Here is a 23,788-nt window from a genome sequence, read left to right as displayed (position 1 = left end):
ACTAAGGCACCCTGGTGCTCTATGATTGAGTCTCACCCAGACAGACCAATAACAGGGACACCTTTTTGAGTCTCAAGACCCGATTTCTAGGCATCGTAACGCTGCTGATCGTTATTGCTGCTGCCGCATCCTGGGTGGCCTATCAACAACTGTCTGAAGGCATTATTGAACGCTGGGGCAAGCAGGTAGCAGAAATTCAGGTGCGCTATGACAGTGCCCGCCTGCTGCAATCTTTAGAACGGGAAATCGGCCTCGCCCGACAAATGGCACAATCTTCAGCCATTATTCAATGGGCAAAAAATCCAGGAAATGACAACGCCTCCAAAGCAGCCATCAATCAGATGGAAAGCTTCAGAAATAACTTCCGGGGTAAAAGCTATTTTGTCGCGCTCAGCAGTAATGGCCATTATTACTACAATAACGCGGATAATGAATACGCAGGTAACCAGTTTCGGTACGTGCTTGATCCAAACAACCCGGACGATGCCTGGTTTTATCAACTGGTTAACGAGGGCCGAGACTTCCACCTCAACGTAAATCCGGATCATGAGCTTGGTGTCACCATGCTCTGGATCGACGTGCTGATGCGCGATGACAACAACAGAATCCTCGGCATGGTCGGTACCGGCCTTAATCTGGACGACTTTTTGGAAAATGTCGTCGATCTCAGACAGGAAGGCATCACCACTCTGTTTGTTGATGACAGCGGGGCTATTCAACTCTACCGCGACCGCAATTACATAGACTTTGCCAGCATAATCAAACCCAAAGACAGCAGAAATACCATCGACTTGCTGTTCCAAGCTCCCCAGGACAAACAAAAGATTCTGGGCATGCTACAGATGCTCAAAAAACGCACAGATGAAAACAGTCCGATTGAAAGCGGCTTCGTTACGGTTAATGGCAAAAAACATCTGGCCGGCGTCGCTTTCCTGCCGGCCATCGGCTGGTTCGAGATTACCTTACTGGACCTGGACACACTGCTGCCAACCAGTTTCCTCTGGCCGCTGATTGCGGTTTTTCTGGCCAGCCTCTTTGTTACCCTGATTGTCTTTCACCAAATTATTCAATCGCGCATCCTGAAACCGGTAATGAGCCTGGAAAAAGGCGTCCAACGTTTACAGGATGGCCGTTTCGATCTGCCATACCTAGCCAAACCGGATAATGAGATTGGCCGGCTGGTCGATCATTTTGAAAAGATGACTACCGCGCTGAGAGACACCACCCACAACCTGGAAAGCAAAGTTGCCCAGCGCACCGAAGAGTTGCACCAACTGGCACGCATAGATGCCCTCACCGGATTAAACAATCGTCGAGGCCTGGACGAGGCAATTGCCTCATCTATCCATAAATCCCAACGTGAAGGCACTGGTTTCGGCCTTATCTGGCTCGACATCGATTATTTCAAAATTATCAACGACACACAGGGTCACCAAGCAGGAGACGAGATCCTTCGGAATGTTGCTCTCTGCCTGGAAACCTCAGTACGCCCCTATGATCACCTGGGTCGTTGGGGCGGAGATGAGTTTGTAGTGCTGCTGTCTCCCTGCGATGAACAGATACTGGAACACATAGCCCGCCGGGTACGGGTGTGCGTAGAACGGGAAAGCGCTTACACCGGCTACCCGGTGACAGTAAGCATTGGCGGGTATTTCTGCCAACCGGGCGACAGCCTCGATACCATTCTGCACAATGCGGACAAAGCTCTGTATATTGCCAAAAAACAAGGCCGAAACCGGGCCTGCATCCATACCGCCAATGGCGAAGAAATTCATACCGTCTGACAAATCTGACTCACACTGGCAGAACCGTTATACTTCGCTGCATCATCCATTTTAAGACCAGGTTACTTCTTCATGCTCAATGCCGACGCTCTCAATCAGTTGCGCCAGCTGAAAACCAATATCAAAGAAAGCAAGGTGGTCTTCCCCGGTACCGTCAAGTCCACCAATGGGCGTTTTGGCTTTGTAGCCCTCGATGAGGGGCGGGATGTGTTCCTGCCTCCCGAGGAAATGCAAAAAGTATTGCCCGGTGACCGCGTTAACGTCACAGAGCAGGAGGTGGAAAAAGGTAAAACTCAGGGCGTCGTCGACGAACTGCTGGAAACCCGCCTGACCACCTTTGTTGGCCGTTACCTGATCAAAGGCAAAGGCCACTTTGTGGTGCCCGAAACGCCAGGCATCAACCGCTGGATTTTCATTCCTCCGAAAGAACGCATGGGAGCCGAGCCAGACGACTTTGTGTATTGCCAGATTCACCGCCACCCGATCAAAGACGGTAAAGGCCAGGCAAAAATCCTGCGCATTATTGGCAAAGCTGGCGAACCGGGTATCGAACGCGCATTCACCCTCGCAAACTTCGACCTGACCGATACCTGGCCCGAGAATGTCCAGCAACAGGCAGACAGCCTCACGGAAGACAGCATTGCCGCCCTAACGGATGGCCGCGAGGATCGTCAGGCTCAGCCTTATGTGACCATCGACAGCCCGGGCACGCAGGACATGGACGATGCCTTGATGGCTACGCCAAACGCCACCGGCTGGACCTTATCGATCGCCATTGCCGATCCAACGGCACTGATAGATCCTGACAGCCCGGCCGAGCAGGAAGCCTTCAAACGAGCTACCGCGATTTACTTTCCCGGTGAACCGCTGCCCATGCTCCCGGACAGCATCAGCACACGCCTGTGCTCGCTGATGCCAGATGTGCCACGCCTGGTTCTGGTGTGTGACCTGCAAGTGAATAACGATGGAAGTCTGGGGGATTACAGCTTTCACCAGGCCGTCATCAGCTCCAAAGGCAAGCTTAGCTACGAGTTGGTCTCGCATCTGATCGAAGGGCGGGAAGACGACGACATCAAAGCCTTACCCGACGAAGTAGGCAACAGCCTGGACCAATTGCATCAAGTGGCCACAGCCCTCCGCAAGTGGCGCGCTGAACATGCACTCCTCAGCAGTGACCGGCCGGAATTCCGTCTGCGATTGGATGAAAACCGCCGCATCCGCCTGATTGAGCCTTCGGTGCAGAATGAAGCGCACCGCTTGGTGGAAGAATGCATGGTTGCAGCCAACCGCTGCGCTGCTGATTTCCTGAGCAAGCAGGACCATGGTCTGTTTATCCAGCACCCGGGCCTGCGAGATGATCGCGCCGACAACGTCCGTAAGTTGCTGGAAGGTTATGCACCTCATCTGGCAGAACTGAATGCCAACACGGCGGAAGGCTTCAAAGCGCTGATGAAACAGTGTGACCAGCTGGAAGCAGAAGTGCCCATCAAAGCCATTTTGTCCCGACAGCTGGCCCGTGCAGAACTGCATGCTGAGGCGGGGCCCCATCAAGGAATGGGTCTGGCCGCCTACACAACCTTCACTTCGCCCCTGCGTAAGTTCTCGGATTACTACGTGCACCGGCTGATCAAAGCGGCCCTCTGGGGCACACCGATCAAAGCTCTGGACAACGAACAACTGGAAGTTCTCCAGGCAACCCAGTTCCGGGCACGACAAGCCGCAAACTCACTGGAGACATGGTTAAGGGCTGACTTTGCGAAAACCCTGCCGGAAGATCCGATGGAGGGCACCATTAGCCGTACGGTACCATCAGGCTTCTTTGTTCGCCTGGACAACAATGGCCTGGAAGGCTTTGTCAGTTGCCGGGATCTGGATGGCAAATTCGGTTTTGACCCGATCACCCTGCGCCTGGTTCACAACAAAAATGGTCGCATTTTCCAGATTGAGCAGCGGGTAACCGTGAGCTTCGCAGGAGTCGATGACGAGCGGAGGCAAATCAACTTCAAACTGATTAAGGCCGATGAAATTTCCACCGGCCAGAATAACGAGGGCGGCTAACGCCGCCCTGGTTTATTCTCCCAGCATCTTACCCAGGCGGGCATCTTTAGCCTGCCACTGCGCACTCAACCATTCTTTGACATTACGGCGATGCTCAGCATCGCTCGTATAGTCGCGCCCTTTCAGGTGCTCAGGTATCGCGACAGGTTCAATGTGCATTTTAATGCAGGGCACCCGACCACAGAGAAAGTCCCAGAAAGTCGGAGCCCCGCCCGGGTATGCGATGGTGACATCCACCAGAGTCTCGATAGAGTCGCCCATGGCATCCAATACAAATGCTGCGCCGCCCGCCTTGGGGGTCAGCAAATGCTTATAGGGAGACTGCTGCTTATCGTGTTTCGCTTTGGTGAAGCGAGTGCCCTCAACAAAGTTCATCACGCTGACCGGCGTATAACGAAACTTTTCACAAGCTTTACGCGTAGCCTTGAGGTCTTCTCCGCGCTTTTCCGGATGCTTGATCAGGTATTCCCGGGTGTAGCGTTTCATGAACGGGAAATCCAGCCCCCACCAGGCCAGACCAATCACCGGCACCCAGATCAGCTGCTGTTTCAGGAAAAATTTAAGAAATGGTGCCTCCCGATTAAACACTCTCTGCATGGCCAGAATATCTACCCAGCTCTGGTGGTTACTAAGTACCAGATACCAGCTTTCCCGCTTCAGGTTTTCAGCACCGGTCACTTGCCAATCTGTGTTTTGGGTCAGCTTCATCCAGCCGGTGTTACAGGCTACCCAGGATTCGGAAATCCAGATGATCACTTTGGTGCAAATAACCCGGAAGCCCTTGTGAGGAATGATCAGCTTCAGCAGTGCCGGAATGTAGAGCAGCACACACCAAAAAATAGTATTGATGGCCAGGAGAATAGAGTTGAGCACGCCGATAAGAGGAGCTGGCAGAAAACTGAGCATGGTGATCCTGTTTTGATTATTGTTGCCAAAAGAGCCGACATCATAACAATCAGCGGCACGGTTTGGCAGTGGCCTGATGTGACCACTTCGCCGGTAATTAATGACTATTCTGCCATGGCCGGAACATCAGTTCGGCTTTATGCTTGAGCCAACCATGACCAAGCCGCACTTACGGAAAGACCTATGTTCAATCCCCTGAAGCTTGCCATCAACACAGCATCCGGCCTGACTCGCCAAACCGCGAGGTACGCAGGCAATGCATTTGACCGTGTATTCAAACCGGCGAGCCTCGTTCAGGCCGGGCAAACACCTTTTGAAACGCTTCATTCCGATGGTTTGGTCAGCCTGCGTTACTACCTCCCACTCAGGGAAAATCTCATTCAGCTTGGTGATAAGAACATCCCGGTAGAGCCGGTAAAGCACCGCACACCTATCGTCATCATTCCACCGCTGGCCGTAAATATGCTGATCTATGATCTGTTCCCGGAGCGAAGCCTGGTACGCTTTCTCAGGGCAAAAGGATTTGAGGTTTACCTGATCGATTGGGGCGTACCTCAACGGGAACACACTCACTATAACCTGCATACCTATGTCGCTGAACTGTTGCCCGACTACCTGAACCGGGTACGCAAACACAGTGGCCAGCAGGAGCTGTCACTCCACGGCTGGAGCATGGGCGGTATGTTCACCCTGTTTTATTCCGCGTTAAGCCAGGATCCATATATCCGCAATGCCATTGTTCTGGGACTGCCCATCGACAGCCATGCATCTGGCGTGCTTGGCTGGATGTACCAACGCCTTTCCGATGTTGCAGGCGCTATACACAAGCGAACCGGTTTCCATATCCATAATGTGAACCCCAACTGGTTCCACACCCCCGGCTGGGCCAACACCATCGGGTTCAAGCTTTCCAACCCAATTGGCAGTGCCAGGGGCTACTGGGAGTTGCTGGTGCGACTCGGCGACCGGGAGTTCGTCACGAACCATGCCACGACGTCTGCCTTTCTGGACAAAATGGTGGCCTATCCTGGCGGAGTGATTCAGGACACTCTGGTGCGAGTATGGATAGACAATCAACTGGCCAAGGGAAGAATTCAGATCGGCGGTGAGATCGCACGCCTTGAGAATGTAAAAGCTAACCTGCTGGCCATCGCCGGGCAGGACGACACCCTGGCAACTCCAGGAGCAGCAAAGCGGGTGATGGATCACGTCAGCTCTGTGGATAAAACTTTCCGGGTAGCGCCGGGAGGCCACATGGGGATTCTGGCGGGCAGCAAAGCCCCTGAATCCAGCTGGCTTTATCTGGCAGAATGGTTAGCCGCCCGCTCAGACTGAGTTCAGGCGTGGGCTGGTTTTGGGTGAGCCGTGACATTGCAGTCCCCCTCACCTAAACTCCGATCCATGAAAGCTATTGATATATTAAACCTGGACCTGCGCTCGCTGGTCACCTTTATGGCCGTACTGGACGAAAGCAGCGTATCCCGCGCAGCTGCCCGCTTAGGCGTTAGCCAGTCAGCCGTCAGCCATACCCTGGACCGTCTCCGGCTGGCCTTTGGTGACCCGCTATTTGTGAAGTCCGGCCGCGGCATCGTACCTACGGAATATGCTCTGCGTACCGGCCCTCATATCCGCCAACTGCTAGACGACATCCGTACCCTGCCCTCCGGACCTCCATTTGAACCAGCTACGGCGGAGTTTACCTTTACCATTGCGGCCAACGACTACCAGCGGGACCTGCTGCTACCCGGCTTGGTGAATATCCTTCGGGAACAGGCTCCGGGCATTCATTTGCAAGTGATTCCTTCCGGCATTCCTAATCCCGATATGCTGCGAAAAGAAGCCTGCGATCTCGTCATCAGCCCCCATGCGCCGGAGGCAACCGACATCATGCAACGAGGCTTGATGGGCGACAGGATGGTCGTGTATTACGACCAGAATGAACGTGAAGCACCTACCGGCATAAACGATTACATGTCCGCTGACCATATTACCGTGCTCTTCTCCACTGGCGAAAAGCTCGGCCTGGATACAACGCTGGACACCCGGGGCATTAAACGAAAAAGTAGCGTGATGGTCCCCAATTTCTCTGGTTTGCCCGCATTTTTACGCGGCACCACTATGCTGGCTTCGGCTCCTGAACGCATGAGTAATCAGCTGATGCGAGACTTCGCCTACGCTCCACTACCCTTCGAATACAATCCCTTCACCCTGCTCATGCTATGGCATCGCCGTCACCAAACCGACCCCGCTCACCGCTGGGTTCGTAATCAGGTGAACTCCGTCGCGGCCACCATGAACGGCCTTCACAACTAATCAATCGATATCATTCATATATCAAATGAAAGCCTGACCGTTATTTTTTTCGGTCTACCCCCCTAGAATTCTGCAGCACAGCCTCGCTCCTCACTCAAATGCCGGAACAAAGAATGCTCGCACTTACTAGTATTTGGACAACCATATTATTGGCCGCTGCCGTTGCCCTCGGGCCAATGGCCATCGATATGTATTTGCCAGCACTCCCCCAGATCGGCAGCGATTTCGAGGCGAGTACCGCCCAGGTTCAATTGACCCTGAGTATCTATATCGCCGGCTTTGCGATTGCCCAATTAGTCTGCGGCCCTCTGGCAGACCGCTATGGGCGTAAACCCATCATGATTGGTGGCATGCTCCTGTTTGCACTGGCCAGTATTGGCTGTGCGCTGGCCACCAATATTGAAATGCTGCAGCTGTCCCGCTTTCTTCAGGCCTTGGGCGGTTCCGCCGGGCCAGTACTTGCCCGCGCGATTGTAAGAGACATATACACCCCAAGAGACGCCGCAAAAATCCTGGCCATGCTGGCCGGCATGATGGCACTGGCTCCCGCTATTGCACCTACGCTCGGTGGCTTTATGGTTGCTGTCTTCAACTGGCACTGGATTTTCATTGTCATGGCTGCCTATGCTCTGATCATGGTCGCCGTCATCGCCATTGGCATCCCCGAACCCCTCCACCCACACAACCAACAGCCCTTCCGGCTCTATAGTTTGTTGCGTAATTATCGACTCGTGAGCACAGACCCAACATTTATCGGCTACACCCTCACCAGCGCAGCCATTTACGGTGGCCTGTTCGCATACCTGTCTGGCTCTGCTTTCGTACTGATTGATGTTCTCGGCGTAGCCCCCGAACACTTCGGTCTCTACAATGCCGTAACCGCCGCTGGCTACGTCCTCGGTAACATCGCCTCTATCCGTTTTGCAAGCCACTGCACCGCCGGTCAAATCCTGCGATATGGCCTCATTGGCAGTCTGGTGTCAGGTGTCATTATGACGCTTTTGGCCTACAGCCAGATCTACACTCCATGGGCCGTGATTCTGCCCCAGACCGCCTTTATGGCAGCTCTGGGCATGATCCTCCCCCAATGTATGGCCGGCGCCCTGGCCAACTTCCCCAAAATGGCCGGTTCTGCCTCCGCATTACTCGGCTTCGTACAAATGGCTGCAGCCGCCACCGCAGGAGCCCTTGTTGGCCACCTGCACGACGGCACGCCTATGGTTATGGCCATCATCATTACCGTTTGCGCAACATTGGGCCTGCTGGGTTACCTATTGCTTGTGCAGCGTTATCCTGCCCAGGATTTCGAACCACAGAGTGCCGGCTCACAAAGCTAGCGCTCACCGATGCAAACCAAAAACCCCACAAACAACATGGATGAAAACTCCACCAAATTAAGCTACACAGTGTAGGTACCAGACCTCCATTCAAAAAAGGAAAAAACCATGCCTACCAACGTCACACTCGATGGAAACCCCATCGAACTTAGCGGCACATTCCCCCAAACGGGTCACAATGCTGCGCCATTCACCCTGACCAGCAGCGACCTCGAAGACGTCAAGCTCGATAACTGGGCCGGTAAACGCAAAATTCTGAATATCATCCCCAGCATCGACACCGGCGTCTGCGCTGCCAGCACCCGAAAATTCAACGAAAAAGCCGGCAACCTCGAGAATACCGTCGTTCTGGTCATATCTGCGGATCTGCCTTTTGCGGCAGCAAGATTCTGTGGCGCCGAAGGCCTTGATAAGGTTGAAACCCTGTCCACGTTCCGCAATTACAGCTTCCAGCAAGATTACGGCGTGGCCATCCAAAACGGCCCCCTGGCCGGCCTCTGCGCCCGTGCGGTTGTGGTATTGGATGAAAACGACAAGGTTATCCACAGCGAACTGGTAAGTGAAATCAAAAACGAGCCAGATTACGAAGCAGCGTTGAAAGTACTCTGACCAACTCAGAGTACCCGTACCCTAACTCACGCACCGGGGAAATATATGCCGGTGCCTGAGTAACCGTGCGCCAAAAGCCAGAGCTGTTAGAATCAGCCTCATCCCCAGAACCCAAGGCTCCACAATCAACGTGCAACAAGCCCGACAAAATGCCTCCCTAGGCCGCCAGCTCTACCACATGACCTGGCCAATGCTGTTCGGCGTCCTCTCCCTGATGACATTCCAGCTGACCGACAGCGCCTTCGTTGGCCAATTAGGCCGTGACCCACTCGCTGCACTCGGCTTCACCGTTCCCATGCAACAACTTGTCAGCGGCATGTACGTCGGTCTGGGCATTGCCACTACTGCCATCATTTCCCGCACCCTGGGGCAAGGTGACAGTCTGCGCGCGCAGCGCCTGGGCGGCCTCGTCATCACCATCGGCGCCACCCTGGCACTGGTCCTGTGCCTCTCGGTCTGGCTGCTGCAAAGCCTGATTCTGAATATGCTCGGCGCCGAAGAAGCGCTGCGCCCAGCCATCCGCGAATACTGGATGCCATGGCTGCTCTCCGCCTGGGTCGGTGCTATGGTCTACTTCAGCTACGCCATATGCAGGGCCAACGGCGACACCCGCCTGCCCGGCTACATGATGATCATCACCAGCTTGCTCAACATCGCTCTGGACGCACTCTACATCTTCGTTTTTGACTGGGGCCTACCCGGTGCAGCCTGGGCCACGATTACTGCCTTTACCATCGGCGCACTGGTCATCTATCCGTTAATACTCAAACGCCAATGGCTCCGGTTTGACCTGTTCCAGCTGCAATTTCTCAAAGCTATCCGCCAACTTGGCGGTATCATGGCCCCGGCCATGGTCAGCCAACTGATGCCACCTCTGTCCGCCATGTTGGCCACAGCACTGGTGGCCGGCTATGGCTCCGCAGCGGTTGCCGCCTGGGGGCTTGGCACCCGGCTGGAATTCTTCTCCATTGTCGTGGTGCTGGCACTCACCATGTCCATGCCACCTATGGTAGGGCGCATGCTGGGAGCCGGTAAACTCGAAGATATCCGAAAACTGGTCAGAATTGCCGTTCGCTTTATCGTAGGCTGGCAACTGTTCATCGGGCTGGTATGGTTAGGCGCTTCCGGGTTCGTTTCTACCCTGTTTAGCCCAGATGCCAACGTACAGAACGTCCTTTTGAGTTACTTGCTGCGGGTACCGTTGAGCTACAGCGGCTTGGGTGTGTGCATTCTTATGGTATCGATCAATAACGCCCTGGGCATGTCCATGCGGGCCTTGCTGATTTCAGTATTGCGGTTGTTTGGCTGTTATCTGCCAATGCTGTGGATCGGAGCACAACTAGCAGGGCTACCAGGCCTGATGACCGGAGCCCTGATTGGCAACTTAGTGGCTGGAGTCATGGCATACAGCTTATACCGCCAGGGAATGAACCGGTTACGCCAGCAGGCCTGACTCCCACTTTTACGCAAATCGGGCGCGAAAGCTTTCCGGAACAGCCATTACTTCACGGGTGTTGTAGTTGAAAAACACAAAACCGTATTTGGCCATGGCAACGGGTTGGCCGCTGTCGACTTTGGTTACCCGGAACACAAAATCGCCACCGTACTTGTTAAAATCCATCAGCCCAACTTCAAATCGCAGCATATCTGGATAGAAGGATTCACTCTGGTACATGGTGGCAAGATCAGTAACAACGATGCCGTGACCGCGCGGATCGCCTTCTTCAATGCCATTTGCCACCAAAAATTGCGCTCGCGCCTCAGAAAGCATGGAAATGAGCGCATCATTCCCGAGGTGGTTAGCGCCGTTAATGTCGCTGATTCTGACGGGCATCCTGGTTTCAAAGCAGAAGACGTCATCCGGGAATTCCAGTTTGATTCTTGCCACGGTGGTTTCCTGTTCCAGATCTTTCATTGAGTTTATAGCGCATCATACCCTTGCGGTTGTGACTTCTCATCTTGTGCCTGTATCGGGTATCTTGGGTTTATCGCTGATACATTTGATGCACGCCTCAGATAACAATTAAGAGTAATTTATGAGCATTCGTCCTGCGGCCACTTTGGCTCTGACCCGAGACACCTCAAACGGCATTGAAGTCCTTTTATTGCAACGCACGTGGGACGCCATTTTTCTGCCCGGCTATTTTGTTTTCCCCGGAGGCGCGGTAAATGAACAGGAACCCGAGGGCCGGGACCATGCCATCGGAGTTGAGGATGCAGCCATCAGTCAGACCATGAGTCTGGTCGAGGGCGGTGCAGATTACATGCTGGCGGCTGTCCGGGAGTGTTTTGAAGAGGCCGGTATTCTGTTGGCCATGGATAAAGCTGGAAATCTGATTGGGGCAGATCACCCGGTGATGGCCGATCGCCAGGCACTATTTCAGGAAACAGTTTCTCTGGCAGAACTGTGCCAGAAACACGAACTGACGTTACCGCTGGACCGGTTGGCGTATCTGAGCCACTGGGTAACACCGCCCGGCCCGCCACGCCGGTTCGATACCCGGTTTTTTGTGGCCGTAGCCCCTGAAGGGCATGTGGCCAGCCATGATGGCGAAGAAACCATTGCTCACCTCTGGATTTCTCCGGCACAGGCACTGGAAAATCATAAAGCGGGAAAACTACTGCTAGGACTCCCCACCATTCGCACACTGCGTGTTCTTTGTGATTTCAGCACCACGTCAGAACTGATGCGTTATGCCCACGCAAACCCGCCAGAGGCATTTCCGACCGATCCCTGGCCAGCGCTGCGCAAAGGCAAACCAATACTGCTGGAACCGAATGCGCCGGCTTATGATGAGGCAATGAAGCTAGACCCCGAAGGGGCGGGTTCAGTGAATGCTCAGATTACGCCAGGCGACCCTGTTGAGATTGCTGCCGGAGTTGTCCGGCTGACAGCACCGAACCCCGGGATGATGACCGGGCCGGGCACCAATACTTATATCGTGGGCTTTGAGCGCTTTACCGTGATTGATCCAGGGCCGGCGAATGAGGCCCATATTGAACGAATTCTGGCACTGACGGGTGGCGCGGTGGATCAGGTATTGGTGACGCACACCCATCACGATCACTCTCCCGGCGTCAAGTTGCTGAAAGAGCGCACCGGTTGCCGGGCGATTGGCTGGCCAGCACCAGACTGTGCCGGACAGGACACAGGATTTTCACCCGATGAGGAACCAGCACATGGCGATCTGATAAAAACCGAAGCTGGCCTGCTGAAGGTTCTGCACACACCCGGTCACGCTTCAAACCACCTGTGTTATCTGCTGACGAATCAGGAGCTGCTATTTTCCGGGGACCACATCATGCAAGGCTCAACGGTCGTCATCAACCCACCGGATGGTGATATGAAAGCCTATATTGAATCGCTGTATGATCTGTTAGAAGAGCAGGTTCAATTCATTGCGCCAGCACACGGGTTTCTGATGGGGCATCCGGAGGCTGTCGTTGATTACCTGATTACCCACCGTTTATCCCGTGAGCACAAGGTTTTCCGGGTACTGGAGGCAATGGCGCCAATAAGCCTGAAAGATCTGACCGCAGAGGCCTATGATGATGTGCCGGCAGCAATTCACCAACTCGCTGCCCGCTCCGCCCTCGCACACTTAGAGAAACTGGAAGCCGAACACAGAGCATTCCGGAAAGATGATCTCTGGCACACAATGAACCCGGCTTAAACCGCCGGGTCATTTTTTGTGTTCTCCCAAGGCAGCGGTAACAAAATCACCATCAGATTTCGCAAAAGAGCCACACAGTTCCCTCACGAGTCCGCGTATAACAGTTCATAGCATTGTAAGAAAACCCTGTTATACACAACAGGCCGCTGAGAATCGGCCGGGAATCATGAAAGTGGCATTACATGTTTGTCACAGCGGTATTCATGGCCCTTTTTGGACCCTATGCTTGGGCCGTTTCGTCTGGCACCAGAGGACTTATGCTGTTTCATACGCGCAACAACGTTCTGTACCGCAAACTGATCGCTGGTTTATTACTGACGCTGGCTCCTGCCTTCGCCTTCGCTATAGTCGGCAACACCAAAAGCAGTGTTCTGCTTGCTGAGTTGGCAGAAGACGAAAACGTGGAAGATGTGGTCAAGTCTGAACCACGGCGAATCAACGCAAACCCGAAGCAAGACATCTCTGCAGTAGAAGAGCCTGTACAAACGACGCAAAAACCTGAGCCAGCACCTGCGGAGGCTAAAGAAACACGCCAGATTGCACCCAATGTCGACCTGAAACAGGTTGCGCCTATGCCTGAACCTGAAGCTCCGGCCGAGGCGGTAGTAGTCAATGAGCAGGAACAGGAACCCGTCTCTGAAACAGAGAATACTGCCGGGATTTCCGAGAACGCACCGGTACCGTCAGAAAGCTTTACCCTACTGGGAAAAGAAGTGCTGCCTGGCACATCCACCCGGTTGGCCTGGTCCCCAAAGATTCAGATTGCAGGATTATCCCAGACCACTCCGGTACTGGTGGTCAACGGTGTCCACACCGGCCCTACGTTGTGCCTGACCGGTGCCGTTCACGGCGATGAATTAAACGGTATCGAGATTATCCGGCGCACCATGTATGACCTCGACCCAAACAAATTGAGCGGCCGGGTGATCGGTGTGCCCATTGTGAACCTCAGCGGGTTCCAGCAAGGCAGCCGCTACCTGCCGGACCGCCGGGATCTTAACCGGCACTTCCCTGGCAGCCCCGACGGCAGTCTGGCCGACCGGATTGCCCATTCCCTGTTTACCGATGTCATCAGCCATTGCGATATGCTGGTCGACATCCACACCGGCTCACTCAAGCGCACCAACCTGCCACAGTTGCGGGCCGACATGAACAATCCGGAGGTGTCTGTGTTCACTCAGGGTTTTGATCGCATAGCGGTTGTTCACAGCTCGGGATCACCGGGAATGCTGCGCTCTGCGGCCGTTGAAGCCGGTATTCGTGCGGTAACCCTGGAAGCAGGCGAATCCCTCAGGATTCAGGAGCATCAGATCAAGGCCGGCGTTAACAGCCTGCACAGCCTGATGGAAAAACACAACATGATTTCACGCATGTTCGTATGGGGCGACCCAGAGCCCATCTATTACGACTCAGTCTGGATTCGAGCAGAACATGGCGGCATTCTGTTCAGCGAAGTGGAACTCGGCGACAAAGTATCCAAGGGCGAAATTCTGGGCTACGTTTCAGATCCTATTACCAACGAACAACACCCTATACGCTCTAACGCCAGCGGTCGGATTATCGGCATGGCGGTCGATCAAGTAGTGATGGCCGGGTTCGCGGCCTACCACATTGGTACCAAAGCAGAAGTTCCGGGGGAGTAGTATCCTAGGCGTTTGATGCACGACTCCCTTTAAGGAACTCTTGTGGCGGCAAAGAACACCGGTTTCTTATCCCAGGTTCCGGGCCTGGCGTATTTTGGCCTGATTCTTACACCCCTGTTCTGGGCAGGCAACGCGGTGGTAGCCAGGGGTACAGTGGAGCATATTCCGCCGCTTTCCATGTCGTTCTGGCGCTGGATTATCGCTCTGGCCCTGCTGCTGCCCTTCGGCTTGCCCGGAATCTGGCATCACCGACAAGTAATCCGCCTACACCTGGGCTCCATGCTCGCCCTGGCCACCTTCAGTGTGGCGGCGTTTAATTCTCTGCTCTACTATGCGGCGCTGACCACTACCGCCACCAACATCGCCCTGTTCAACTCCACCATTCCTATATTTATTGCTCTGCTGGCGTGGCTGCTACTGGGTGACCGAACACGCCCCATTCAGGCATTGGGCATTGGTCTGGCTATTCTGGGCATTCTGACGGTCATCGCACAGGGAGACATGTCCGTGTTGACCAACCTGCAGGCACAGCCCGGCGACTTGATTATGATCGCAGCAGTATTCAGTTGGGGACTGTTCTCTGTATTACTCCGGCGACAGTCCGTGCCACTGCCCCCGCTGACCTTTCTCACAACCCAGATTCTATTAGGAACTGTCGTCCTGTTTCCTTTCTTTCTGATCGATGTCCTGTTTTTTTCTGGCGGTTTCGAGCTATCACAGGCCACGGCCTTGCCACTACTCTACTTCGCCATCTTCCCCGGCATTCTGGCTTACGGATTCTGGAATCACGGCGTGCACAAAATCGGCCCCGCCAACGCCGCCATTTTTATGTATTTGACGCCAGTATTCGCCTCGGCTCTGGCCAGCGTGTTTCTCGGGGAATCTCTGGGCATGCCTCATATTATTGGAGGGGCGCTGATCCTCGCGGGACTGTTACTGGCCACCCGTGTCGGCCAGAGACAGCCCGCCGGCCAAAAGTAATCGTCGCAACCCGTTAGGCTAACGCCGCTTCAATGCGTCCCAAAACCTGCTCCAACACTGCTCGTGGGCAACCAATATTCAACCGCATAAAACCGCTACCAGGCGCACCAAAGGTAATCCCCGGGTTCATGCCAACGCCGGCTTTCTGAACAAAAAAACGCCTGAGGCCAGCGTCATCCAGCCGCAGGCCCCGGCAATCAAGCCACATCAGGTAAGTACCCTCGGGAGCCGATACACTGATACCTGGCAACCGGTCTGCCACCTGCTGAACCACGTAATCCCGGTTGGCTTGCAGATACACCATCAGTTGATCCAGCCACTCCCCACCTTTGCGATACCCCGCTTCAAAACCCGTTACGCTGAATGGATTGCACTGGGGCAGATGCATGGAATCAAACACTGCTTTTATTGCGCGACGGCGTTCCGGATCGGAAATCACCAAAGCAGACAGCCCCAAACCGGGCATATTGAAACTTTTGCTGGGCGCTACGGCTGTCACTAACGCATCATCCGGTCTGGCAAGGCTGGCAAGCATAGTGTGGGCTGGCTTGTCCGGATAGACCAGATCGCAGTGAATCTCATCCGTAATCACTACCAACTGATGCTTGCGGGCAATATCGAGCACGGCTTTCAACTCTGTTTCTGACCACACCCGGCCAACCGGGTTATGAGGCGAACAGAACATGAGCATTCTAGCGTCCGACCTGGCCGCACATTGCTCCAGATGCTCCAAATTCATGCGGTACTGACCGGACTCTGGATCTCGTATCAAGGGGTTCTCGATCACCGTTCGTCCGCTCAGATTCACCGAACTGAAAAATGGCGGGTACACAGGCGGCTGAATAATCACGCCTTCACCAGGCTGAGCATAAGCCATGCAGGCGGCATGAAGAGAAGGAACCACTCCGGGCGCCATCAATATCCAGTCCTTCTCAATCGCCCAGCTGTGGCGCGTGGCAAACCAGTCCATCAACGACTGATAAAGGGTATCCGGGAAAACAGTATAACCATAGACAGGATGTTCAGCCCGGGCCGTCAACGCTGCCGTCACCCCTTCCGGGGCGGCAAAATCCATGTCAGCCACCCACACCGGAATCACATCATCACGGCCAAAAACAGCCTTACGCACATCGAACTTCACCGAACAGGTGTTTTCCCGTTCTATCGGGTGATCAAAATCTATGGCCACAATCATTCTCCATCGACGGCACTCAGTTACAAAGTGACGAAACCATACAACAAGAACCTCAAAAGGTGACATCACTGGTATTATTAAGCAATCCTGGCCGGGCGCCTGTTGCGCCAATGGTCTGGGGCTGGTACTCGTCGCCAGCCATCAATGCGTTCTTTATTTCCCGAATAAGGTTGATCAATGTCTGAAACGGTTGCAGTAGTCCGCGCCTCCCGCCCCAACTTCCTGATCCTCGCGCCCTTATGCGCAGGGCTTGGTGTTGCCATTGCCTGGCAACAAGGTCATTCACCGGCTCTGCTGGACACACTTCTGGTGTTAATCGGCGCAGTTCTGGCTCATGCTGCGGTCAATCTGCTGAATGAATACGATGATTTCAAATCCGGCCTGGACATGATCACCCGGCGCACCCCCTTCTCTGGTGGCAGCGGAGCTCTTCCAGAAGTTCCGTCAGCAGCTCATGGCGTTTTGTTGGCTGGGTTGGGCACCCTCGGGCTTGTCATTGCCATTGGCCTGTATTTCCTCTGGCTCCGGGGACTTCCGATGTTGGTACTAGGGGCAACGGGCGTGATATTGGTGCTCACTTACACCCGCTGGATTACCCGTTCACCCTGGTTGTGTTTATTGGCACCCGGCATTGGTTTTGGCCCTGTCATGGTACTGGGTGGCCTGATTGCGCTGGGCGCAGAACTGAATACAACGGCCCTCATTTCTTCCGGAGTGGCGTTGTTGTTAGTCAGTGAACTGTTACTGATTAACCAAATCCCTGATGCGGAAGCCGACCGGAAAATAGGTCGAAAACATCTGGTTATCACTCTGGGGGCAAAAGCCGCTGCCAGGCTGGTGGCCACTTTACTTCTGGGTAGCTATGTCCTGATCGCGGCCGCCACATTTTCCTCCGCCCTACCCCCCTGGAGCTTTCTGGCCCTGGCACCGCTGCCTGGCGCACTTTGGATAAGTCTGCGCCTGCCAGATGCTTTAACCCGGCCGGATGCATTGAATCAGGTCTTAGGCCTTAATGTGGCGACGCTGCTATCGACTCTGGCACTCTTAATTGTCGGACTGAGCCTGTAAACAGGGGCGCAGTGTACTAGGCTCAAGCATGTGCCGTGCTTGCAACTGCACAAACTTTGACCGATGGTTAGAGTGCAATCTGCCTGAGTTTATTACCGATATGGAGGTCTTCCCGTGAGCATCCTGTTTCTTGTTCTTAGTGCCTTGGTGCTGATTTACTTCAGCATCGGCGGGAAAACCGCTGCCATTGTCATGTCTGTAGCCACTTTGATTGGTGTGGCACAGGACGACTGGCACATTCTGAGCTTTCTCCTGGGAGGCGTCTTACTGGCGTTAGCTCTGCTGGTTGTGCTTCCCGGCGACCTACGCCTTAACAAGCTGAGCCGCCCCTTGCTGTGCTGGGTTCGCGGCCGCCTGCCCAAACTGTCTTCCACCGAAGAAGAAGCCCTGAAATCCGGCTCTGTGGATTGGGACGGCGAGTTATTCTCGGGCAAGCCTGAATGGAACAAACTGTTAGATGCCAAACCGGCCCACCTGACCAGCGAAGAACTGGCTTTCCTCGACGGCCCGGTGGAAGAGCTTTGCAAAATGCTGAACGACTGGCAGATCACCCACGAAGACTATGATCTGCCGGAGAACGTCTGGAAATTCATTCGCGAAAACGGCTTCTTTGGGCTGGTGATTCCCAAAGAAGATGGTGGCAAAGGCTTCTCCAACACAGCCCATTCTGAAATCGTAATGAAAATATCCACCCGCAGCGTGTCTGCTGCCGTGACCGTGATGGTACCTAACTCTTTAGGCCCGGGCGAATTGCTGATGCACTACGGCACAGATGAGCAAAAGAATCACTATCTGCCTCGCCTCGCGGGCGGCGAAGAGATTCCCTGCTTTGCCTTAACCTCACCCGTAGCCGGATCTGACGCGGGCGCCATTCCTGACAAGGGCATCGTGTGCACAGGAGAATGGCACGGCAAAAAAGTGCTCGGTCTGAAAGTCACCTGGAACAAGCGTTACATCACCCTGGCACCTGTCGCCACACTGATTGGCTTGGCCATTAAGGTTTACGACCCGGATCATCTGCTGGGTGAACAAGACGACATAGGCGTGACCTGCGTCATGGTCCCCCGTGACACCGACGGCGTAAATGCCGGTACTCGCCACCTGCCCATGAATACCGTCTTCATGAATGGGCCGACCTGGGGCACCGACGTGTTTATCCCCATGGATCAGGTGATTGGTGGTCAGGAGATGCTAGGCAAGGGCTGGACCATGCTACTGGAATGCCTGTCCATCGGCCGTTCCATCTCCCTGCCTGCACTGGGTACCGGCGCGGGCAAACTCGCCAGCCTCGCCACCGGCTCCTACGCCTATACGCGGGAACAATTCGGCCGATCCATCAGCCAGTTTGAAGGCGTTCAGGAAGCACTGGAGCCCATCGCCGGCTACACCTATATGATGGACGCCGCACGCCTGCTCACCGTAGGTATGCTCGACCGTGGCGTGCGCCCGGCCGTGCCCTCGGCAGTGCTTAAATACCGCAATACCGACCTGATGCGAGAAGTCATCAACCACGCCATGGATATCGTGGCGGGCCGCGGTGTGATCACCGGCCCCCGAAACTTTCTGGCTCGCGCCTACCAGGCCGTGCCCATTGGCATTACGGTAGAAGGCGCAAACATTCTGACCCGCAGCCTGATGATCTTCGGCCAGGGTGCCATTCGCTGCCATCCGTTCATTGTGGAAGAAATCGAAGCAGCCGGCATGGAAGATCAGGATGCAGCTGCGAAAAAATTCGATGGCATTTTTTACAGCCACCTGGCCCACACCACTCGCAACACCTTACGCGCATTCTTGCTGGGCCTGAGCAAAGGTTGGCTGGAAACAGCTCCGAGGCACGGAGATATCCAAAAGTATTACCGACAACTAGGCCGCTTCTCCGCCGCTTTTGCCATGATGACCGATGTGACATTGTTAACCGTTGGCGGAGGCCTGAAGGCCCGACAACGCCTGTCTGGCCGAATGGCAGACTGCCTGGTTCAGCTGTATTACGCCACAGCCGTGATCAAACAATGGCACGAAGAAGGCTACCCGGAAGACCAGCGTGACCTGGTGGAGTGGTGCCTGCAAACCTGCCTGCACGACCTGCAACATTCCATGCGGGAGGCGATCATCAAATTCCCGGTACCGGCCCTGCGCTGGCCTCTGCGCTTCCTGATCTTTCCGCTTGGCGCCACCGGCCTCAATGGCCCCGATGACCAACTTGGTGCCCGTGTGGCTGCATCCATCGTAAATGATACGCCCGTCCGCGAACGTGTCAGCCGCGGCACCTTCATGTCCCTGGACCCCAAAGACCCTCTGGGCCGGGTTCTGAATGCCTACACGCTGGCCCAACAAACGAAAGATATGCGCCACCGACTGCATGACGCTATCCGCCAGCGTGACGAAGATGAACTGGATGGCATTGCTTTGCTGATGGGCCATCAGCGTAAAGAACTGGTGGACTGGGCCTGCGCCCAAGGCATTGTGACAGCCGATGAGTGTCCGAAGCTGGAGGAAGCGTTAACGGCTCTTTACGATGTTATCCGAGTGGATGCCTTTGAGGCGGATGGTCTGAAAGCTCTGGCCAGGAGCGCCAAAGGTAAGCGCAAAGTTGTTGAAAGGCACAGCACCTAACACCATAGAGGCACGTTACTCACTGCGAAGCCCGCCAACAATCGCCTCGCCGACTAACCACCGCCGCAGTGTCTGGATCCCCCGTTCATGCCTGCGGCTGGTCTTCCAGGCGACGTAAAACTTATCGCCGGTTACCAGCGCATGGGCTGGTAACCGGACAAAATCCTCAGAATCTTTCCGGGTACTCAACATATAGTCATTAGTCAGGGCAATACCCTGGTGAAACCGCGCCGCTTCCAATGCCAACAGCATATGGCTAAAGTGCTGAGCGCGGACACCAACTGGCAACGACTCATTCATATCCTGATACCACGCCTCCCAGTCACCAACAGGTTTATCATAGATACTGTGGGTGGATAACAAAGGAAAACGTGCAATCTCCTCCGAACTCAACGGACGCTCGCACCGCCCCTCCGGAGCCACATCCCGCCCCAACTCCCGGCGAATGCGTAGCCAATAATCCTGACTACATACCGGAAACAACCGCTCTTCATACAGCAAATCGTAACTGTACGCAGGCGAATCCCGGCGAATAGTGATAAAACAATCCGCTACCCGGTCTGACAACACAGGATCCTCATTACTCATCTCCAGTGCCAGATTGATCTGCGGGTGCAAACGCTGCAAATCTGGTAACCGTGGCACCAGCCAGCGCACAGCAAAAGAACTGAAGACCGACAACCGGATCCGGGACTCCTCATGCCCCAATAACTGCTCACTCGCCCGCTCAATCTGCAACAGGGCGGTGCCGATCGCATCGAAATATTGTCGACCTTCATCGGTCAGCGTCACCACCCGGCCGGAACGCCAGAACAGCCGCTCTCCCAGATAGGTTTCCAACTGCTTAATCTGATGGCTCACAGCGCTCTGGGTAATATTCAGTTCCTCCGCTGCCAGTGAAAAACTGGTCAGCCGGGCAACGGCTTCAAACACGGGAAGAGCTTTAAGTGGTGGCAGCTTCATATATCTATTTTTCTAATAGCAAACAAAGAATGATCATTTTATCGGATAGTTAAGCACAGATAGACTTCCCCTGACACATCAACTACCCGGTAAGAAGGTCAATACATGTCAGGCAAAACTGTAAACAGCGCGATCCTGCTGCTGATCATCGGCAACGCCATGGCCCTGGTCTCCGACGTACTGGTCAAACTTCTGGAAGCCGACACCCCAATCTTCCAGTTTGCTTTCCTGCGCTGCCTTCTCACACTGGTTTTCCTGCTACCTCTGGCAAAAAAACTCGACCGGAAAAACCTGTTCAGTGGCCTGAAGATCCACGCAATCCGCGCGCACATACACCTCGTGGGCATTGCATGTATGGTGATCGCGCTCACCAACTTGCCGCTGGCAACCGCCAACGCCATCTTCTACGCCGCACCAATACTGGTCATGGTACTGTCAGTAGTTCTGTTCCGGGAAAGGCTCACACCTCTGAGTGTCGTTGCGGTTTTCAGTGGTTTTAGCGGCATCATCGTTATCCTGCGGCCAATGGAGTTCAACTGGGCTGCCGTAGCGGCACTCGGTTCCGCCTTTGCATTGGCTATCAATGCCGTCATGGTCCGCCAGTTACCGAAAGACCAAAGTACCGTGCATAAACTGTTTCTGAACTACCTGCTCATTATCCCGGCTGCGGGCGCTCTTGCCTGGTGGGAAGGTGCCGGCTGGAACGCCGAAATCCTGTTCAGTGCGGCAGGTTCAGCCCTGTTTATTCTGAGTTACAACATCACCGTGTTACTGGCGTACCGGCAGGTGGATGCCAATCAGGTCACCAGCGCGGAGTACACCGGGCTGATCTGGGCTGTTGGTGTTGGCTGGATCTGGTTTGGTGAAGCACCCGACCTGTGGTTTGCGGTTGGCAGTGCGATGATCGTAGTGCCGCTGATTATGGTGGGGATGCGTTCCCTTCAGCGGAACCACCGGATATTACGGGCTCAACCGCTGAATAGTTGATACTCTCGACACATAGAGATGCCAAGGAATGACCTGCTACTATCTGGCAGGACCTAATACGGGGTCAGGGTCACTTCTCAGCGTAGCAGGTGACACCAAAGCTGAATTCAACGCGCCAAAGGTTGATTTGCGAAGACACACAACTGGCGCTACGGTCGCAAAGCGGACATTCAGATCCGAGTCGAAAAGGCCCCGTTTGAGGCTGGCGTAAGGCATGCTTATCGGGTGGAATCCGAGAAGATTGTTGTGCTCAACATCGGTGTCAAAAGCCAGGAGTTCTCAAAAGCTAAATGGCTTAATTTATGGAATTGACACCACAGTCACTTGTTAGCAGATTCTGCCTGAAGACGCTCCACCAGCCACACCTTGATGATCGATTGGCGGGTAACGCCAATGCGCGCAGCCTCACGATCCAACGACTCGACAACCCAAGCCGGGAAATCTACGTTGATTCGCTTTTGTTCCTGATTAACGCGGCGAGCAGAGGACAGGTCCAGGTCATCAACAATGTCTTCCTGACCTTCCTCAAATTTTTTGTCGAAGTCTTTAGCTTTCATAGAGCTCAACCTCCTTCTTACGGGAACGTCTGACTGAAATCAGACGAATACGAGCACCCCTGTATGTGACGACAGCCGACCAGTGCTTTTCAGCAATCTTGCCGATCAGCAAAAACCTTGGCTCGCCCTCTGATTTTGCGCGGATTTCCAGTAGGTACGGATCTGCCCACAATTTTTGGGCGGCCTCGAAATCAATACCGTGCTTTTCCAGATTGGCTTGGCTTTTGGCTTCGTCGAATTCAAACTCATCCATGAGTATAAATTATTCCTTTTTTACTCATCTCGCAAGATGTGGGAGGAGTAGTGAAACTGCTAACGCTTGCAGCAGGGGCGCGACGTAAGGAGCGTCCCTTGCCTGCACTTGTTATGGCTTGATGTAGCCGTAGAAGTGATTAGGGTCCACATTTATCTTCAGTGGTTCATCCGGGGCATCGTTTAGGTATCTATTCGTAAATATCGCAATTCTCCATTCATCTTGGTCTATGAATGGCTCAACGGGGTCCTTTCTCAGGACGTCAGTATTAATCGATTTGACGTGGACCGATGGAGACCCGCTCAGCTCTATCGCCGAACCGTGAGGATCGTAGGACATTGTTAAGGCCGTCCGTTGATACGCTACCTGACCATATCTATACCCTTGAACTGGAACTTGCTTAGAAACTTGATAAACGATATCCGCCGCGAGGTCTGCGATACAACGAATACCAAGCGTATAACCACCGAACTCCTTACGTGTTGCTTCAGTGATACTTGTTCCATGCATTGACACAAGATAATGGAGGACAATTTCTTGCCCTACTGAACCCGGCCCTTCCAATGTAATTGCCTGCGCCGATTCAGGAGCAAAGCGGAGAGGAAAAAGCGCAGAAGTTCCATTGACCCCCTCTGAACTATCTTGCCTAGCGATATCTTCGATTTGTCTGTAGTACCGACTAGACCGCAACCAGATAGACCCTGAAGAAAGAGTTGCTTCGTACACATCTTTGCCACAGGTCCTGAAAATTACAGGCCGGTCCAATTTCGTTTTGATTGTCGGGTCACTCATATGTTTCCTGTAGGCCATAACGCTTTGGCTTTGCGGCGCACCGGAGCGCCAGCGT

General features: G+C 54.2%; 20 protein-coding genes. 13 read left to right on the top strand and 7 right to left on the bottom strand.

The window, feature by feature from the left end; translation table 11 throughout:
* The first annotated feature begins 65 nt into the window (after positions 1–65).
* Together ABYA77_RS01410 and ABYA77_RS01405 are read left to right on the top strand one after the other, a co-directional pair.
* Positions 66–1,784 (top strand): diguanylate cyclase domain-containing protein, encoded by a 1,719-nt coding sequence (locus ABYA77_RS01410; RefSeq protein WP_372964145.1) that lies wholly within the window; start codon positions 66–68, stop codon positions 1,782–1,784.
* A gap of 72 nt (positions 1,785–1,856) precedes the next feature.
* The gene (locus tag ABYA77_RS01405; RefSeq protein ID WP_372964144.1) at positions 1,857–3,842 is read left to right on the top strand and encodes a ribonuclease R family protein; all 1,986 of its coding nucleotides are present in this window, start codon (positions 1,857–1,859) and stop codon (positions 3,840–3,842) included.
* A 12-nt stretch (positions 3,843–3,854) separates the two neighbouring features.
* Here ABYA77_RS01405 and ABYA77_RS01400 read toward each other — a convergent pair whose 3' ends face one another.
* Positions 3,855–4,748, bottom strand: coding sequence for an acyltransferase (locus ABYA77_RS01400; protein ID WP_372964143.1), 894 nt, complete (start codon positions 4,746–4,748; stop codon positions 3,855–3,857).
* Positions 4,749–4,931: 183 nt separating this feature from the next.
* On the opposite strand from ABYA77_RS01400, the gene ABYA77_RS01395 reads away from it, so the two are divergent.
* The 5 genes from ABYA77_RS01395 to ABYA77_RS01375 all read left to right on the top strand — a co-directional run bounded on the left by ABYA77_RS01395 (position 4,932) and on the right by ABYA77_RS01375 (position 10,460).
* The gene (locus ABYA77_RS01395) at positions 4,932–6,083 is read left to right on the top strand and encodes an alpha/beta fold hydrolase (RefSeq protein ID WP_372964142.1); all 1,152 of its coding nucleotides are present in this window, start codon (positions 4,932–4,934) and stop codon (positions 6,081–6,083) included.
* A 66-nt stretch (positions 6,084–6,149) separates the two neighbouring features.
* Positions 6,150–7,061, top strand: a complete 912-nt coding sequence (locus ABYA77_RS01390; protein WP_372964270.1) for a LysR family transcriptional regulator — start codon at positions 6,150–6,152, stop codon at positions 7,059–7,061.
* Between the two features lie 113 nt (positions 7,062–7,174).
* The gene (locus ABYA77_RS01385; protein WP_372964141.1) at positions 7,175–8,398 is read left to right on the top strand and encodes a Bcr/CflA family multidrug efflux MFS transporter; all 1,224 of its coding nucleotides are present in this window, start codon (positions 7,175–7,177) and stop codon (positions 8,396–8,398) included.
* Positions 8,399–8,506: 108 nt separating this feature from the next.
* Positions 8,507–9,007, top strand: a complete 501-nt coding sequence (tpx, locus tag ABYA77_RS01380) for a thiol peroxidase (protein ID WP_372964140.1) — start codon at positions 8,507–8,509, stop codon at positions 9,005–9,007.
* 178 nt (positions 9,008–9,185) lie between these two features.
* Positions 9,186–10,460: an MATE family efflux transporter gene (locus tag ABYA77_RS01375; protein WP_372964269.1), complete on the top strand. Its 1,275-nt coding sequence runs from the start codon at positions 9,186–9,188 to the stop codon at positions 10,458–10,460.
* Between the two features lie 9 nt (positions 10,461–10,469).
* Here the strand turns inward: ABYA77_RS01375 and ABYA77_RS01370 are convergent, their stop codons facing one another.
* Complete coding sequence (locus tag ABYA77_RS01370; RefSeq protein ID WP_372964139.1) at positions 10,470–10,895, bottom strand: thioesterase family protein; 426 nt, start codon at positions 10,893–10,895, stop codon at positions 10,470–10,472.
* Between the two features lie 148 nt (positions 10,896–11,043).
* Here ABYA77_RS01370 and ABYA77_RS01365 point away from each other — a divergent pair, with 148 nt between their 5' ends.
* The 3 genes from ABYA77_RS01365 to ABYA77_RS01355 all read left to right on the top strand — a co-directional run bounded on the left by ABYA77_RS01365 (position 11,044) and on the right by ABYA77_RS01355 (position 15,305).
* The gene (locus ABYA77_RS01365) at positions 11,044–12,681 is read left to right on the top strand and encodes an MBL fold metallo-hydrolase (protein WP_372964138.1); all 1,638 of its coding nucleotides are present in this window, start codon (positions 11,044–11,046) and stop codon (positions 12,679–12,681) included.
* A 257-nt stretch (positions 12,682–12,938) separates the two neighbouring features.
* Entirely contained in the window at positions 12,939–14,324 is a 1,386-nt protein-coding gene (locus ABYA77_RS01360) for a succinylglutamate desuccinylase/aspartoacylase family protein (protein ID WP_372964137.1), read from the top strand.
* Between the two features lie 42 nt (positions 14,325–14,366).
* Positions 14,367–15,305, top strand: a complete 939-nt coding sequence (locus ABYA77_RS01355) for a DMT family transporter (RefSeq protein WP_372964136.1) — start codon at positions 14,367–14,369, stop codon at positions 15,303–15,305.
* A 13-nt stretch (positions 15,306–15,318) separates the two neighbouring features.
* Here ABYA77_RS01355 and ABYA77_RS01350 read toward each other — a convergent pair whose 3' ends face one another.
* Positions 15,319–16,500, bottom strand: coding sequence for a MalY/PatB family protein (locus tag ABYA77_RS01350; RefSeq protein ID WP_372964135.1), 1,182 nt, complete (start codon positions 16,498–16,500; stop codon positions 15,319–15,321).
* 177 nt (positions 16,501–16,677) lie between these two features.
* On the opposite strand from ABYA77_RS01350, the gene ABYA77_RS01345 reads away from it, so the two are divergent.
* Both ABYA77_RS01345 and ABYA77_RS01340 read left to right on the top strand, forming a co-directional pair.
* Positions 16,678–17,568 carry a prenyltransferase gene (locus ABYA77_RS01345; RefSeq protein ID WP_372964134.1) on the top strand — a complete coding sequence of 297 codons (891 nt, stop codon included), beginning with the start codon at positions 16,678–16,680 and terminating at the stop codon, positions 17,566–17,568.
* Between the two features lie 114 nt (positions 17,569–17,682).
* On the top strand, positions 17,683–20,181 hold the full coding sequence (locus ABYA77_RS01340) for an acyl-CoA dehydrogenase (RefSeq protein ID WP_372964133.1): 2,499 nt from the start codon (positions 17,683–17,685) through the stop codon (positions 20,179–20,181).
* A gap of 15 nt (positions 20,182–20,196) precedes the next feature.
* Here ABYA77_RS01340 and ABYA77_RS01335 read toward each other — a convergent pair whose 3' ends face one another.
* The gene (locus ABYA77_RS01335) at positions 20,197–21,144 is read right to left on the bottom strand and encodes a LysR family transcriptional regulator (RefSeq protein ID WP_372964132.1); all 948 of its coding nucleotides are present in this window, start codon (positions 21,142–21,144) and stop codon (positions 20,197–20,199) included.
* 105 nt (positions 21,145–21,249) lie between these two features.
* Here ABYA77_RS01335 and ABYA77_RS01330 point away from each other — a divergent pair, with 105 nt between their 5' ends.
* The gene (locus ABYA77_RS01330; RefSeq protein ID WP_372964131.1) at positions 21,250–22,131 is read left to right on the top strand and encodes a DMT family transporter; all 882 of its coding nucleotides are present in this window, start codon (positions 21,250–21,252) and stop codon (positions 22,129–22,131) included.
* A gap of 320 nt (positions 22,132–22,451) precedes the next feature.
* Here ABYA77_RS01330 and brnA read toward each other — a convergent pair whose 3' ends face one another.
* The 3 genes from brnA to ABYA77_RS01315 all read right to left on the bottom strand — a co-directional run.
* Positions 22,452–22,688, bottom strand: a complete 237-nt coding sequence (brnA, locus tag ABYA77_RS01325) for a type II toxin-antitoxin system BrnA family antitoxin (protein WP_372964130.1) — start codon at positions 22,686–22,688, stop codon at positions 22,452–22,454.
* Entirely contained in the window at positions 22,678–22,941 is a 264-nt protein-coding gene (locus tag ABYA77_RS01320) for a BrnT family toxin (RefSeq protein WP_372964129.1), read from the bottom strand. The genes brnA and ABYA77_RS01320 overlap by 11 nt, the downstream gene beginning before the upstream one ends.
* A 111-nt stretch (positions 22,942–23,052) precedes the next feature.
* Positions 23,053–23,788, bottom strand: a 736-nt coding sequence (locus ABYA77_RS01315; RefSeq protein WP_372964128.1) for a hypothetical protein, incomplete at its 5' end; no start/stop codon positions are given.

It is taken from the genome of Marinobacter sp., assembly GCF_041595835.1.
Classification (GTDB): Bacteria; Pseudomonadota; Gammaproteobacteria; order Pseudomonadales; family Oleiphilaceae; genus Marinobacter.
Note: the sequence above shows the minus strand (reverse complement) of the source record. Positions and strands in the feature narration are given on the sequence as shown.